This is a genomic window from Shewanella insulae (assembly GCF_009831655.1).
Taxonomy (GTDB): Bacteria; Pseudomonadota; Gammaproteobacteria; order Enterobacterales; family Shewanellaceae; genus Shewanella; species Shewanella insulae.
The window spans coordinates 270,744-285,139 of record NZ_WRPA01000002.1; the positions used below are offsets into that span (position 1 = coordinate 270,744).

At 56.1% G+C, this 14,396-nt stretch carries 13 protein-coding genes; 9 read left to right on the top strand and 4 right to left on the bottom strand.

The features are described from left to right. Positions 1-128 precede the first annotated feature (128 nt). Positions 129-962, top strand: coding sequence for a mechanosensitive ion channel family protein (locus GNT65_RS04155; RefSeq protein ID WP_160793844.1), 834 nt, complete (start codon positions 129-131; stop codon positions 960-962). 42 nt (positions 963-1,004) lie between these two features. Here the strand turns inward: GNT65_RS04155 and GNT65_RS04160 are convergent, their stop codons facing one another. Further along, the gene (locus GNT65_RS04160) at positions 1,005-1,883 is read right to left on the bottom strand and encodes a radical SAM protein (RefSeq protein WP_160793845.1); all 879 of its coding nucleotides are present in this window, start codon (positions 1,881-1,883) and stop codon (positions 1,005-1,007) included. 294 nt (positions 1,884-2,177) lie between these two features. Between GNT65_RS04160 and GNT65_RS04165 the strand changes: the two genes are divergently transcribed. Beyond that, positions 2,178-2,357: a hypothetical protein gene (locus GNT65_RS04165; protein WP_239868360.1), complete on the top strand. Its 180-nt coding sequence runs from the start codon at positions 2,178-2,180 to the stop codon at positions 2,355-2,357. 91 nt (positions 2,358-2,448) lie between these two features. On the opposite strand, the gene GNT65_RS04170 is transcribed toward GNT65_RS04165, so the two are convergent. Then, positions 2,449-2,901, bottom strand: a complete 453-nt coding sequence (locus tag GNT65_RS04170) for a GNAT family N-acetyltransferase (RefSeq protein ID WP_160793847.1) — start codon at positions 2,899-2,901, stop codon at positions 2,449-2,451. A 327-nt stretch (positions 2,902-3,228) separates the two neighbouring features. Here GNT65_RS04170 and GNT65_RS04175 point away from each other — a divergent pair, with 327 nt between their 5' ends. From GNT65_RS04175 to GNT65_RS04205, 7 genes are all read left to right on the top strand, one after another. Beyond that, the gene (locus GNT65_RS04175) at positions 3,229-3,525 is read left to right on the top strand and encodes a c-type cytochrome (RefSeq protein ID WP_160793848.1); all 297 of its coding nucleotides are present in this window, start codon (positions 3,229-3,231) and stop codon (positions 3,523-3,525) included. Between the two features lie 382 nt (positions 3,526-3,907). After that, a complete protein-coding gene (gene nosR / locus GNT65_RS04180) occupies positions 3,908-5,974 on the top strand; it encodes a transcriptional regulator NosR (RefSeq protein ID WP_420853497.1) in 2,067 nt (688 codons plus the stop codon). A gap of 64 nt (positions 5,975-6,038) precedes the next feature. Continuing rightward, complete coding sequence (nosZ, locus tag GNT65_RS04185) at positions 6,039-7,925, top strand: TAT-dependent nitrous-oxide reductase (RefSeq protein WP_160793849.1); 1,887 nt, start codon at positions 6,039-6,041, stop codon at positions 7,923-7,925. A gap of 179 nt (positions 7,926-8,104) precedes the next feature. Beyond that, positions 8,105-9,379 (top strand): nitrous oxide reductase family maturation protein NosD, encoded by a 1,275-nt coding sequence (locus tag GNT65_RS04190; protein WP_160793850.1) that lies wholly within the window; start codon positions 8,105-8,107, stop codon positions 9,377-9,379. Positions 9,380-9,383: 4 nt separating this feature from the next. Then, positions 9,384-10,337: an ABC transporter ATP-binding protein gene (locus GNT65_RS04195; protein WP_160793851.1), complete on the top strand. Its 954-nt coding sequence runs from the start codon at positions 9,384-9,386 to the stop codon at positions 10,335-10,337. Then, positions 10,334-11,152, top strand: a complete 819-nt coding sequence (locus GNT65_RS04200; RefSeq protein WP_160793852.1) for an ABC transporter permease — start codon at positions 10,334-10,336, stop codon at positions 11,150-11,152. Before GNT65_RS04195 ends, GNT65_RS04200 begins: the two co-directional genes overlap by 4 nt. Further along, positions 11,152-11,673 (top strand): nitrous oxide reductase accessory protein NosL, encoded by a 522-nt coding sequence (locus GNT65_RS04205; protein ID WP_160793853.1) that lies wholly within the window; start codon positions 11,152-11,154, stop codon positions 11,671-11,673. The genes GNT65_RS04200 and GNT65_RS04205 overlap by 1 nt, the downstream gene beginning before the upstream one ends. Positions 11,674-11,691: 18 nt before the next feature. Here GNT65_RS04205 and GNT65_RS04210 read toward each other — a convergent pair whose 3' ends face one another. Together GNT65_RS04210 and GNT65_RS04215 are read right to left on the bottom strand one after the other, a co-directional pair. Continuing rightward, entirely contained in the window at positions 11,692-13,320 is a 1,629-nt protein-coding gene (locus tag GNT65_RS04210; protein WP_160793854.1) for a DHA2 family efflux MFS transporter permease subunit, read from the bottom strand. Further along, positions 13,317-14,393, bottom strand: a complete 1,077-nt coding sequence (locus GNT65_RS04215; protein WP_160793855.1) for an HlyD family secretion protein — start codon at positions 14,391-14,393, stop codon at positions 13,317-13,319. Before GNT65_RS04215 ends, GNT65_RS04210 begins: the two co-directional genes overlap by 4 nt. Positions 14,394-14,396: the final 3 nt, after the last annotated feature.

A 14,396-nucleotide genomic window follows, 5' to 3' on the forward strand; every position in this document is an offset into this window, starting at 1 on the left:
ACGCTAATTTTTACCATGAAGCAAACTTGAGATATTTGTTATCAAGCCATTGAATATTAAGTAACATACCCAAATTAAGACCCAAGGCGGGGCGATCTAGGTTCCCGGTAAATTTTAGGATGAGTGTTATGAATGAGAATGGTCTGGAGCAGGAGCTGGCGCAACTGCAGAATGTCTACAACCTGTTGACCGAGTTTCTGGTGAAATACAGCTTTCAGCTGGTCGGCGCGCTACTTATCTTCCTCTTGGGACTCTGGGTCGCCAACAAGATCTCCAACCTGGTGGCTAGCCAGTTTGAGAAGCATGAGATAGACATCACCCTAAGCAACTTCGTCTCCAATCTGGTGCGCATTCTCATCATAATCATGGTGGGGGTTATCGCCCTGGGCAAACTGGGGATCAGCATCACGCCTATGGTGGCGGCTATCGGTGCGGCCTCCCTAGGCGCAGGCCTGGCGCTACAGGGGATGCTCTCTAACTACGCGGCGGGCGTCACCATAATCGTCACCCGCCCCTTCGTGGTGGGCAACACCATAGAGATCCAGGGGGTCAGCGGTGTGGTCAAGAGCATCCACCTGGGACTGACCCTGCTCACCAACGAGGAAGGCGAGGTGATCAGCATCCCCAACAAACATATCGTCGGTGAGATCCTGCACAACTCCTTTAGCGACAAGCTGGTCGAGATTCGCTTCAACATCAGCTACGCCAGCGACGCCAACCAGGTGCTGACCATCGCCCAGCGGGTGCTGGATGCCAACGAAGAGGTAAATCGGGAACGCGCCCCTCAGATAGGGATAAACGGCTTCAACAGCATAGGCTTAGAGATAGGCCTGCGTTACTGGGTGCCCACCAATAGCTACTACCAGAACAAGTATCAGGTCAACCTGGAGCTGATCAACGCGCTACGCCAGGCCGGCATAGAGATCCCCTGCCCGGTGCGCGAAATTCATATCGAACGCTAAAGTCATATCGAGCGTTAATTCCACCAGCATGAGCGCTGCGGCTTACAGGCCGCGCTGCCACTCCTGGCGCAGGGGTACCAGCCCCTGAATCGCCTGATCGACCTGGGCCAGCAGGCTCTGCTTGTCGCGGCCCAGTATCCCCTTGAGCACCAAATAGTTAGAGGCGTGATCCGAGCGAAATATGGTCTTCTTCAGTTCGAGTTCGCCCAGCAGCAGCTGCATCTCGCTCAGCAGGCCATGCTGGTCCGGCAGCTTAAAGTCGCCGTCGAATCCGGCGTCCATACGCGCCTTGCCAAGGGGCAGGGTCACCACCAGGGTCGACAAATAGTCCGACTGCGCCTGGTTCATCAGGCGCGCCGAATTAATCGCATGTTGCCTGGACAACTCCACGCCCCCCAGGCCATTGAGTATCATCACTGAAGACTTCATGCCGGCGGCGCGTATGCGCTTAAGTGCCAGCAAGGAGGAGTCGAAGGTCTCGCCTTTCTCGATACGGGCCAGCACCTCGTCATCGCCGCTCTCGCAGCCCACGTACAGTAGGCTGAGCCCCAACTCTCTGAGACGGGCGAGCTGTGCATCCGTCTTATTGTTGAGATTACGCGGCAGGCAGTAACTGCTGATGCGGGTCACCTGGGGCAGATGCTCACGGATCAACAAACAGATGGCTTCGAGACGATTGAAGGGCAGGCTCATGGCATCACCATCTGCTAGAAATACCCTTGAGATCGGCAGATTTCGCTGGGCAACCCGTTGAATGTCTTCTGCGATTTTATCTATTTTTTGTGCACGAAATTGCTTCTGCGGCGCACTATACATATCGCAGAAATGGCAGCGATTCCAGCTACAGCCATTGGTGACCTGAAGTATGAGCGACTTCCACTCGGAAGGCGGCCGAAATAACGGTTCGATATAATTAATCATTTTACACCTGTCTCAAAATGTTACCGAGATGTGAGCATTTTCATAGTTTTTCGCTTTCGGACCCACTTCTCGCTCCATAAATTGATCTCGTTCAATTTATGTTCAAGCAAAGTCAGTAGAATGACTGACGTTAATCTAATTAAGATTAATCTTTTACAACTGTCTGACGCTGTCAGCACAGAAGATATATTGGCTACATCGGCCGACAAACGTGTAGATAATAACATGCAAATAGCACAGCAACTGCAAGACAGGCGAGGGAACGTCCTGCATCATGATGAGCATTGGAGCTCGATGAGTGCGGAACAAAAGATGGCCCTCTATAGCCTGCATCGATACGGGTATCGGCTGTTGTTTGTTCGCCATTTGCCTTCGGGTCCACTGGCGATCATCGCCCAACAGAACCGGCTGTCGACCATAGACAGATATGGTGAAGTTGAACATGATCCTAAGATCCAACTCAGGGAACAGTAACCGACTCGGTGGCTGAAGAGCCTAGCGGCTCAATTACCCGAACATAGAGGAGCACACCCTGTGCTCCTTTATTTGTACTCGCGCTCCTCAATCAGGCGTCTAGCAACATATCGAGATGGGGGATACCATCCTCGAGATAGACCTCAGACACGGGTCGAAAACCCACCCCTTGATAGAAGCCCTTAAGGTATTCCTGCGCACCAATCTGTATTCCCTGCTCAGGCCAAGCCTGTTTGGCGATAGCAATGGCCTCCTGCATCAATGGCTTGGCGACACCTTCTCCACGGGCAGAAGGCGCGACGATGACACGGCCGATACTGACCTGAGGATAACTCACCCCGGGGGCCAAGACTCTGGCATAGGCGGCGATCCGCCCTTGCTCATCCAGGCCTAACAGATGACGGGTCTCGGGCAGGCTGTCTTTGCCGTCCAGCTCTGGGTAGGCACAGGCCTGTTCAACCACAAACACATCGACCCGCAGCTTCAAGAGCTCGTACAGCCGATCCAGACTCAGCTTGGCAAATGCCACATTCTCCCAACGCACACCATTCTCCTCAATTTATCAAAAACTTACCAAATCGCTGAACCTAGTTTAACGACATTATCAAGCAACAGATGCTAGCAGATAGTGGCTCACTCGCAGTGATGCATGAGAAGGTGTGATGCCCACCGCAAATTTTGGCCAGACTTGACCTCGGTCAAATACATACATTATAAATACACCTATTATTCATTTGCCAAAGTTAACCATTCTAAACTAGGAAGCACCGGATTGACGCCGCCTACATTTAGATGACCTAAGTCGTCTGTCATCAGATATTGCGACAACATTTGTTCTTAATAATTAAGAACTTATTCTTACGGAGTACATATGAAAAAGATTGCCCTTATCGCATTAGCAAGCCTATTCTCTCTGGCAGCGCAAGCCGGCGATATCGAAGCAGGTAAAGCAAAATCTATGCTCTGCGCCGCCTGCCACGGTGCCGATGGTATCTCTCTGGCCCCCATCTACCCTAACCTCAAAGGCCAAAAGGCTCAATATATAGAGAAACAGCTGAAAGCCTTCAAGGAAGGTACCCGACAAGACCCAGTGATGGCACCTATGGCCATGCCACTGACAGACGAAGATATCGCCAACCTGGCGGCTTATTACGAGAGCCTAAAATAAATCGCGTTCCATAGAGAGCAACTATACTCTCCCAACAGGTCGCGCCCCATCGCTCTGGCGACGCGGCCTGTCGTTTAGTTAATAAGAAATAGTCGATAACAAAGCGGCCAATTTAATTTCAATGCCACTTATTGACCGCCAGCCAGAGTGACCCAGCCCCCACGCCGCATCAGCCAAAACTCTGTCAAATTAACAAATTTGCAATTTATTTGATCTTAATCACGCCACGAGCTTAAAGATGCATTTAGGATGCACTATAAATAACGCTAGGTTGACACACCTTGAGACTGACTGTAGGAGCGTTCGAGTGGCAAGTTTGATGCACCATGCGAGGCAAGCGAAATGGATTTTATTGACCCTGTTGGCACTCATGCTGGCACTTATGCTAGCCATGCCCAGCTATGCCCTGTTCGTCAGCCCGCCCAAAGATCCCCAGCCCATTCTGCATGAGCTATTTCCTGATGCCACCCGCATCTCAGACAAACAGGGCGAACCCGCCCTGTGGACCATCTACAAAGATCAGCAGATCTTGGGCTATGGCTTCGAGACCAATGATATCGCCCGCATTCCTGCCTACTCGGGTGAGCCGGTTAATATCCTGGTGGCCATAGACCCAGAGGGCAAATACCTGGGGGCTAAGGTGCTGGAGCACCATGAACCCATCATATTGGCGGGGATCCCCGAGAGTAAGCTATGGAAGTTTGCCGAGCAATATACCGGGCTGTCGGTCAAAGACAGGCTCAAGGTAGGCGGTAACGCAAAAGAGGGCATAGTCGCCATCGACGGCCTCTCGGGGGCGACCGTGACCGTCATGGTGATGAACGTCGCCATCACCAAGGCCGCCACCCAGGCCGCCATCGCTCTGGGGATCATTGAGCAGCAGGCCGATCAGATCCAGCCCATCTCCACCATCAAGCAGGAACTCTTCACCCAGGCCAGCTGGACCGAGCTGACCGGGGATGGCTCTATCCGTAAACTCAATCTGACTCGCGGCGCCGTAGATGACGCCTTCGAGGGCACCGCCGCCGAGGACGTAGACAAGGCCAGTGCGGATGAGAAACAGGAGATGTTTGCCGAGATCTATTACACCCTGGCCGACATTCCCACCATAGGCAAGAACCTCTTCGGCGACGCCGACTATCAATGGATGATGCAGAACCTACAACCCGGCGAACACCTGGTGGCCGTCATGGGCAATGGCTACTCGTTCAAGGGCTCAGGCTATGTGCGCGGCGGTATCTTCGATCGCATCCAGGTCCATCAGAAAGATAACGCCATCTCCTTCAGGGACCTGGACCACAACCGCATCAGCGACCTATACATTCAGGGCGCCCCCAAGTTCAAAGAGATGTCGGTATTTCGCATCGCCGAGCATCACGAGTTCGACCCCGGTGCCCCTTGGCAATTCGAGCTCTTGGTCAGACGCCAGACCGGCCCTATCGACAGCCTGTTCACCAGCTTTAAAGGCCAATACGATCCGCTAGACAAGTATGTGGACACCCCTGCGGCCATAGTCCCAGAACCCGAACTCACCATGGTGGAGCAGATCTGGCACGACAGACAGGTAGAAGTCGTGTTGCTGCTGATCCTCATGGGGGTCTTGCTGCTTATCCTCTTCTTCCAGGATATTCTGGTCAAACACCCTACCTTCATGCACCGACTCCGCCATGGCTTCCTGGTGGTGACAGTGGTGGTGATCGGCTGGAGCTGGGGCGGACAGCTCTCCGTGGTCAACGTGTTCACCTTCCTGCACGCCCTGATGAAAGATTTCTCCTGGGATCTCTTCCTGCTCGATCCCATCATCTTCATTCTATGGTGCGCCGCCGCGGTCACCATGCTGCTGTGGGGACGCGCCGTCTACTGTGGCTGGCTCTGTCCCTTCGGCGCCCTGCAGGAGTTGGTCAATGTCATGGGCCGCTACCTCAAGCTGCCACAAATAGAGCTACCCTTCGCCGTGCACGAGCGCCTTTGGGCCATCAAATATCTGATTTTACTGGCGCTGTTTGGCCTGTCGCTGGATTCACTGGCCATGGCCGAGCAGTTTGCCGAAATAGAACCCTTCAAGACCACCTTCTTGCTCAAGTTCGATCGCGAATGGCCCTTCATTCTCTGGGCGCTCTTGATGATCTTCTCCAGCCTGTTTAATCGCAAGACCTTCTGCCGCTATCTCTGCCCGCTGGGCGCGGCCTTATCGGTAAGCAACAGCGTACGTCTGTTCGACTGGCTCAAGCGTCGCCCCGAGTGCGGCACGCCTTGTAAGACCTGTGCCAAAGAGTGCGAGATCCAGGCCATTCATTCCAACGGGGTGATCAACATGCGCGAGTGCCACTACTGCCTCGACTGTCAGGTGACCTATTTCAACGAAGAGAAGTGCCCACCGCTGAAGAAGATGGCTCGCAAGCGCAAGCAATATAAAGAACAAGAGATCCCAACGGTCACTGCCGTATAGGACCAAGCAACACACATTTAAGTGCAGGTAATTAAAGTCAATACAACTATGATGGAGATGGACTATGCAAGATAACAATAACAAACCGGCAAACCAGTTGGAGAACGCCGGACGACGCGAGTTTATGGGCAAGACGGCCCTGCTCGGCGCCGGCGCTGTCGCCGCGCCCATGAGCGCCGCCATGTTCGCCTCGATGGCCAAGGCCCAGGCGGCCGAGGCTGGCAACAGCCCAGTGGTGCATCCGGGTGAGCTGGACGAATATTATGGTTTCTGGAGCGGTGGACACTCGGGCGAAGTCCGTATCATGGGCCTGCCCTCGATGCGCGAGCTGATGCGTATCCCGGTATTCAACATCGACAGCGCCACCGGCTGGGGCATCACCAACGAGAGTAAGGCGGTCAAGGGTGACAGCGCTCACCTGCTGGCGGGCGATGCCCACCATCCTCACATGAGTATGCAAGACGGTCGTTACGATGGTAAGTATCTGTTTATCAACGATAAGGCCAACACACGCGTGGCGCGTATCCGCTGTGACGTCATGAAGACAGATAAGATGATCACTGTGCCTAACGCCCAAGCCATCCACGGCCTGCGGGTACAGAAGGTTCCCTATACCAAGTATGTCATCTGTAACGGCGAGTTCGAGGTCCCACTGGACAACAATGGTAAGGAGACATTGGAAGATGTCAGCACCTACCGCTCACTGTTCAACGTGATCGACGCCGAGAAGATGGAGGTCGCCTTCCAGGTGATGGTCGATGGTAACCTGGACAACACTGACGCCGACTACGACGGTAAGTACTTCGCCTCCACCTGTTACAACTCGGAGATGGGCATGAACCTCAGCGAGATGATCACCGCCGAGCGTGACCATGTGGTGATCTTCAACCTGGCCCGCTGTGAAGCCGCGGTCAAGGCCGGTAAGTTCAAGACCTACAACGGCAACAATGTACCTGTACTGGATGGCCGTAAGGGCTCAGATCTGACCCGCTACATTCCCGTGCCTAAGTCGCCTCACGGATTGAACACCTCGCCGAGCGGTAAATACTTTGTCGCCAACGGTAAGCTGTCACCTACCGTCTCTATCATCTCCATCGAGAAGCTGGACGACCTGTTCGAGGACAAGATCAAGCCAAGAGACGCCATCGTCGGTGAACCTGAGCTAGGCCTCGGCCCGCTACACACGGCGTTCGACAACAAGGGCTACGCCTACACCACCCTCTTCCTCGATAGCCAGATCGCCAAGTGGAACGTAGAGGAAGCCATTCAGGCCTACCAGGGCAAGAAGGTGAATTACCTACGCCAGAAGCTGGACGTGCACTATCAGCCGGGCCATAACCATACCTCTCAGGGCGAAACCCGCGACGCCGACGGTAAGTGGTTGGTATCTCTATGTAAGTTCTCCAAGGACAGATTCCTGCCCGTGGGTCCGCTACGCCCAGAGAACGATCAGCTGATCGATATCTCAGGCGATGAGATGAAGCTGGTGCACGACGGTCCTACCTTCGCCGAGCCCCATGACTGCATCATAGTGCACCGCAGCAAGCTCAAGCCGAAGAAGCTCTGGACTCGTGACGACCCGTTGTTTGCCGACACAGTGGCCATGGCAAAAAAAGATGGCGTGCGCCTCATGATGGACAACAAGGTGATCCGCGACGGCAACAAGGTTCGCGTCTACATGACCTCGGTCGCGCCAAACTACGGCATGAGTGAGTTTAAGGTTAAGTTGGGCGACGAAGTTACCGTGGTGGTCACCAACCTGGATCAGGTGGAAGACGTGACCCACGGTTTCTGTATGACCAACCATGGGGTGCAGATGGAGATTGGCCCGCAGGCCACGGCATCTGTTACCTTCATCGCCGATAAGCCAGGCGTGCAGTGGTACTACTGCAACTGGTTCTGTCACGCCCTCCACATGGAGATGCGTGGCCGCATGTTGGTAGAAGCCTAAGCGTGATGCAAGGGCCTGACGCACCGCGTTAGGCCCTTGCCTTCTATAAGTAAAAACCGGTAAAAAAATAAAAGCGATAAGCGCAAGAGGTGTAATACGCTTTGAACCACAGCCATGAAACACCCAAGACTATATCCGGCCTGCTTAGCCCCTTAAGGTGCCTTTGCCTGCTATGCATCATGCTGGGTCTGGCCCTGCCGACTCTGGCGGCCGAAATCCAGGTGACGCCCGAGCAAGATCTCCAACTGGTGCTAGAGAGTGCCAAAGCAGGCGATACCATCCAGCTACAACCGGGCCGCTATCTGGGCAACTTCATCGTCAACAAGGGAATAACCCTGTCTGGCGCCGATGGCTACACCAGCATCATAGACGCCCAGGGCAAGGGCAATGCACTGCTTCTGCAAAGCTCCAACGTCACCATAGAGAGACTCAAGATAGTCAACTGGGGGGACGATCTCACCGCACAGAACGCCGGCATCTACTCGGACCAAACCGCCAGCCAGCTCACCATCAGAGAGAATCGGCTAAAGGGTGATGGCTTCGGTATCTGGCTGCAGAAGGGCAAGGAGATCAAGGTTCACCACAACCGCATCCAGGGCAACCCGGCGCTCAGATCCGCCGACAGAGGCAACGGGATCCAGCTCTCCATAGTGCAAAATGTAGAGGTGAGCGACAACGAGGTCAGCCAGACCCGCGATGGTATCTACATCATCTCAAGCCAACATAACACCATTAAAAACAATACTATGCATAACCTTCGTTACGGAATTCATTATATGTATTCCCACAGCAATCGCGTGCTGGACAACCTGGCCTACGACACCCGCGCCGGTTATGCCCTGATGAGCTCACGCCATCTCACCGTCAGCGGCAATGAGAGCCGCGACAGCCAGGACTATGGTTTCCTGATGAATTTCATCACCTACTCAGAGATCAGCCATAACCGCATCTACCGGGTCTGGACCAAACCGGAAAACAAGGTGCTGGGCCGCGAGGGCAAGGGGCTGTTTGTCTATAACTCGGCCTACAACAGCATCAATCACAACCTGATCGACACCGCGGAGATCGGCATACACCTCACCGCCGGCTCGGAGCACACCAAAGTGTTTGGCAACAGCTTTATCAACAATCCGGTGCAGGTGAAATATGTGGCCAACCGTCAGGCCGAATGGAGCCAGGACGGCGCCGGTAACTTCTGGAGCAACTACCTGGGCTGGGATCTCGACAACGACGGCTATGGCGACAGACCCTTCGAGCCCAACGACGGCATCGACAAGCTGATCTGGCAATATCCTGAGGCCAAGATGCTACTGGACAGCCCGGCCGTGCTTATCCTGCGCTGGATACAGACCCAGTTTCCCGTACTCAAACCCGCAGGCGTCAAAGACAGTTTTCCACTCATGCAGGCCCCCTCCCTGGGTGCCCGGCAGGCAGTTATTAATGAGGCAGAGTGACACTATGCAAGCATCTTCTCCTTCGAGACCCATAGTCTCCCTGAGCGGCGTCGCCAAGCACTATGGCAAGGTCGCGGCGCTCCAGCAGGTCGACTTTGAACTCTTTCCCGGCGAAGTCATGGGGCTGTTTGGCCACAACGGCGCCGGCAAGACCACCATCATGAAGCTAGTGCTGGGGATCATCCCCCCCTCAGACGGCCAGGTGAAGGTATTTGGCCAGGATCCCCTCTCCAAGCAAGCCTTCGAGGCGCGCAAGCAGGTCGGCTATCTGCCGGAGAATGTCAGCTTCTACGATCAGCTCACAGGTCGCGAGGTGCTGCGCTACTTCGCCCGCCTCAAATCTGTGCCTAAGCAGGCGATCGAACAACTGCTGGAGCAGGTGGGCCTGACCCACGCCATGGATCGCCAGGTAAAGACCTACTCCAAGGGGATGCGTCAGCGTCTTGGCCTGGCCCAGGCCTTCCTCGGCAGCCCTAAGCTGCTGCTGCTTGATGAACCCACAGTAGGGCTGGATCCCATCGCCACCCAGGAGTTTTACGCCAGCGTCGATAAGCTCAAGAGCGAAGGCGCCAGCATCATACTCTGCTCCCATGTGCTACCCGGCGTCGAGCAGCATATCGACCGCGCCCTGATCATCTCAGGCGGCCGCCTGCTGGCCAAGGGCAGCCTGAGCGAGCTCAGACTGCAGGCAAAACTCCCCGTGGCCATCAAGACCCAGGGGCTCAACGGCGCCCTGAAACAGGATGCTCGCTTCACCCCCTATCTTATCGCCCCGGATCAGCTACTGGTACCCGAACAGGAGAAGCTCGCCATCATACGTCAGCTGGTCGAGCTGGATCAGCTGGGGGATATTCGCGTCGAACCCGCCGATCTGGAACGTGTCTACCAGCACTATCTCGGCCAGGGTACCGCCGCAAGCAGCCCGAATGCCAGCCACCAAGGAGGGCCAACACAATGAATGCCATTCTCGCCGTCGCCATCAAGGAGTTTCAGGACGGGCTGCGCAATCGCTGGCTGATCTCCATTACCCTCATCTTCGCCGTGCTCTCCCTGGGGCTCAGCTACTATGGCTCGGTCGCCTCTGGGCAGCTAGGCACCGCCTCGCTGTCGTCCACCATCGCCAGCCTGTCGAGCCTGGCGGTGTTTCTGATCCCGCTTATCGCCCTGCTGCTGGCCTACGACAGCTTCGTCGGCGAACAAGAGGCCGGCACCCTGCTCTTGCTGCTCACCTACCCCATCAGCCATACCCAGCTCTTGCTAGGCAAGTTTGTCGGCCAGGGGGCCATCATGGCACTGGCCACCAGCCTGGGCTTCGGCAGTGCCGCTGTGCTACTGGCCAGCCAATCCGACCCAAGCGCGGTGCTGCAGAGCTTCGGCCTGTTTATCGCCACCGCGATCCTGCTCGGCCTCTGTTTTATCAGCATCGCCTATGTGATCAGCCTGTCGGTGAGTGAGAAATCCAAGGCTGCCGGACTGGCGCTGATGCTCTGGTTCTTCTTCGTGCTGGTGTTCGATCTCGCCCTGCTGGCGGTGTTGGTCGGTATAGAGGAAGGGCTGAGCCAGCAGCAGCTGGTGCAGCTGATGATGCTCAACCCGGCGGATCTCTTCCGCCTGGTGAATCTCGCCAGCCTGGATACCAAGGATGTCAACGGTGTGCTGGCGGTGGCCATCAACAGAAGCATGTCGGCCGGCGGCCTGTTTTCCTTGCTCCTGGCCTGGGTATTCGCCCCACTCTCTTTAGCCGCCTTAATCTTTAACAGGAAGACACTCTAATGCGTCAAACCAGAATGCGCCAAACCAAGCTTGCCAATTCGCCACTGTTCATGAGTCTCGTCAGCCTTCTCCTACTGGGGCTGAGTGCCTGCGGGCAAGAGAGTGAAAATAACGCTGTCCGAGAGGCGGTCGCCATAGAGCACGGCGACGAGTGTCACCTGTGCGGCATGCTGATAGGTAACTTCCCCGGCCCCAAGGGCGAGCTCTATCTCAAGACCGAAGATACGGTGAAGAAGTTCTGCTCCACCCGGGATCTGTTTAGCTTCCTGCTGGATCCCGAGTACCGCAAACAGGTCAAGGAGATCTATGTGCACGACATGGCCAGGAGCCCCTGGCAGGCACCGCAGGACAGTCACTTTATCGACGCCAGACAGGCCTGGTACGTGGTGGGGTCGAACCAGACCGGCGCCATGGGCAAGACGCTAGCCAGCTTCGGTGAGCAGAAGGATGCCGAGGCCTTTGCCGCCGAGTTTGGCGGCCAGGTATACCCCTTCAGGCAGATCAGCCTCTCCATGCTCTAGCTGGCTAATTGCTAACGATTAGGCAGCGTCGGATTTAGGCTTACGGATCATCAGCACGGCCACCACGGCCAGCATCAGCAGCACCGAGATGATCAGAAACACATCGTTATAGGCCTGAATGTAGGCCTGCTGGGTCATGGTCTTGGCCAGCATGGCCTTGGCCTGCGCCTGGGCGGTCACGGGATCCGAGCCCCCCTGCACAAACAGCTGTGTGGTCTGTTGCAGATATTGAAATGCCTGGCCGCTCACAGCCGTCACCGTCTGTTTCATGTCTGCCAGATGGGTACGCGACTGATTGTCGATCAGGGTGGCCACCAGGGCAATGCCGAAGGCGCCGCCGAGATTACGGATCACATTGAGCACGGTCGAGGCCGAGGGCGTCTGCTGGGCGCTGATGTGCATGGTCGCGATTATGCCGATAGGCACCAGGATAAAGGGCTGGCCAAGGGCCCTGACCACCTGGGCCAGGATCATCTGCTCGCCGGCAAAGTCCAGCGTCATGTGGCTGTTCATGTAGTAACTCAGGGCAAACATGCTAAAGCCGAAGGCCGCCAGGTAACGCCCGTCGAACCTTTGCAGCAATCTCGGCACAAGCGGCAGCACTAGCAGCTGAGGGAAGCCCATCCACATGATCACCTCGCCGATCTCCAGCGGACTATAGTCATGGATCTGCGACAGATAGAGGGGGATCATATAGATAGCCGAGAACAGCGCCATCCCCAGCAGAAAATAGGCCAGGGTCGACAGGGCAAAGTCACGCTGCCCCAGCAACCTGAGGTTCACCAGCGGCGATGACTTTCGCAGCTGAATAAAGACAAACAGGACGATGTTGATGACCGCGACGATCGCCAGGTTCTGGATCAGCTCTGAGCCAAACCAATCCTTACGATTGCCCTCCTCCAGCACTACCTCGAGACACCCCATACCCAGCGCCATGGTGACAATGCCTGAATAATCGGCGTTCTTCAGCTTGTCCCAATCGATAGCCTGAGGCCTTAAACCATAGGCGAGCATGGCCATCACCAGCAGCCCGGGCGGAATATTAATATAGAAGAGATAGTGCCAGCTAAACTGCTCGGTAAGCCAGCCCCCCAGAGTGGGGCCGATAGATGGTGCGAAGGTGGCGGTGACGCCAAACAGCGCCATGCCCGTGGCGCGCTTCTCCTCGGGCAGCAGCTCCAAAATGAGCCGAAAGGCCAGCGGGATCAGCGCGCCGCCGAAGAAGCCCTGCAGGGCGCGAAAGGCGATCATCGCCTCCAGGTTCCAGGATAGCGAACAGAGGAAAGAGGCTAAGATGAAGGCCGCCGTGGTCCACAGCAGATAACGCCTCACCGACAGCCCCTGACTCAACCAGCCAGACAGTGGGATGGCGATCATCTCGGCCACCAGATAGGCGGTGGCTATCCAAGAGCCCTCCTCCAGGGTCGCCCCCAGGCTGCCCTGGATCTCCTTCATCGAGGCGTTGGTGATCTGAATATCCAGGATCGCCATGAAGGCGCCAAATAGGCCGGCGAATACGGCGACCCAGGAGCGAAAGCTGCCGCGCTCATATCCCTGGGGCCTAGCCGTCTTGGGACTAGCGACTTGCGGCTTATCTAGTTCGCCCGTTACTACAGGACTCTCCTGGGTGGCACTCACGCCGCTCATTGGGTGGCCTTAACCGAAACCTGCTTACGATTGCTGGCGATCACAGTATCTTTCGGCGCGCCTCGGGTATCCACCTTCACCACGGCACTGAGGCCGGGGACGATATTGGTCTGGTCGTCCAGTTCCAAACGGATCCGCACCGGAATGCGCTGTACTATCTTGGTGAAGTTGCCGGTGGCATTTTCCGCCGGCAACAGGCTGAATTTGGCGCCAGAGGCGGGTGCCAGGCTATCGATCACACCAGTAAAGCTCTGGTCGGGAAACGCGTCGAGATGAACCTGAACCAACTGCCCAGGCTGCATATGCTGGATCTGGGTCTCCTTGAAATTGGCGGTGATCCACACCGCGCCATCCGGCACCAAACTGTAGAGGGACTGCCCCGGCTGCACATACTGGCCGGTCAGGGCGCCGCGCTTGCCGATCACGCCTGAGAAGGGGGCTCTGATCTGGGTATCGGCCAGCTGTATCTCGGCCAGCTCCAGGCCCGCCTTGGCCTGGGCCACCTGGGACTGACTCTGATTCAGCTGGGCGTTAAGCACCGCCAGCTCGGCCTGTTTAGCCACCAGGGCCGCCTTGGCCTCGTCTAGGTGACCCACGGCCGAGTCGAAGGCGGCAGTCGCCTGATCCACCTCATCCTGTGAGCTGTAATCTCTGTGTCTTAATTTGGTGGTGCGTTTAAGCTGCTGCTCGGCGCGGATCTTCTCCGCCTCGGCGCTGGCCACACCGGCGGCCGCCTGGCGTATAATAGCCTGTTGCAGCGTCACCTTGGCCGACAGGGTCTGCAGCTCTGCCTGACGGCTCTGCAGACTCGCCTGGCTCTGACTCACCTTGGCGCGGTACTGATTCGACTCCAGCTCGGCCAGCAACTGCCCCTGCTCCACATGCTGGTTATCTGTCACCTTAGCAGTCACCACATAACCCGGCACCTTGACGCTGATGTTAGAGATATCGGCCTCGACATAGGCGTTGTCGGTCGACTCGATAAATCGAACCTGACTCCACCAGTAGTAGCCGGCAACCACCAGGGCTAACAAGAGCAGCGGTAATACGATAAATATGCGACGCTTTGACATCCA

What these genes read in the sequence shown, in the direction of transcription:
- GNT65_RS04210 (WP_160793854.1), bottom strand. Translation starts at nt 13,320, where the DNA reads ATGAGCGGCGTGAGTGCCACCCAGGAGAGTCCTGTAGTAACGGGCGAA.
- GNT65_RS04195 (WP_160793851.1), top strand. Translation starts at nt 9,384, where the DNA reads ATGCAAGCATCTTCTCCTTCGAGACCCATAGTCTCCCTGAGCGGCGTC.
- nosZ (WP_160793849.1), top strand. Translation starts at nt 6,039, where the DNA reads ATGCAAGATAACAATAACAAACCGGCAAACCAGTTGGAGAACGCCGGA.
- GNT65_RS04190 (WP_160793850.1), top strand. Translation starts at nt 8,105, where the DNA reads ATGCTGGGTCTGGCCCTGCCGACTCTGGCGGCCGAAATCCAGGTGACG.
- GNT65_RS04155 (WP_160793844.1), top strand. Translation starts at nt 129, where the DNA reads ATGAATGAGAATGGTCTGGAGCAGGAGCTGGCGCAACTGCAGAATGTC.
- GNT65_RS04200 (WP_160793852.1), top strand. Translation starts at nt 10,334, where the DNA reads ATGAATGCCATTCTCGCCGTCGCCATCAAGGAGTTTCAGGACGGGCTG.
- GNT65_RS04160 (WP_160793845.1), bottom strand. Translation starts at nt 1,883, where the DNA reads ATGATTAATTATATCGAACCGTTATTTCGGCCGCCTTCCGAGTGGAAG.
- GNT65_RS04215 (WP_160793855.1), bottom strand. Translation starts at nt 14,393, where the DNA reads ATGTCAAAGCGTCGCATATTTATCGTATTACCGCTGCTCTTGTTAGCC.
- GNT65_RS04175 (WP_160793848.1), top strand. Translation starts at nt 3,229, where the DNA reads ATGAAAAAGATTGCCCTTATCGCATTAGCAAGCCTATTCTCTCTGGCA.
- nosR (WP_420853497.1), top strand. Translation starts at nt 3,908, where the DNA reads ATGCTAGCCATGCCCAGCTATGCCCTGTTCGTCAGCCCGCCCAAAGAT.
- GNT65_RS04205 (WP_160793853.1), top strand. Translation starts at nt 11,152, where the DNA reads ATGCGTCAAACCAGAATGCGCCAAACCAAGCTTGCCAATTCGCCACTG.
- GNT65_RS04165 (WP_239868360.1), top strand. Translation starts at nt 2,178, where the DNA reads ATGAGTGCGGAACAAAAGATGGCCCTCTATAGCCTGCATCGATACGGG.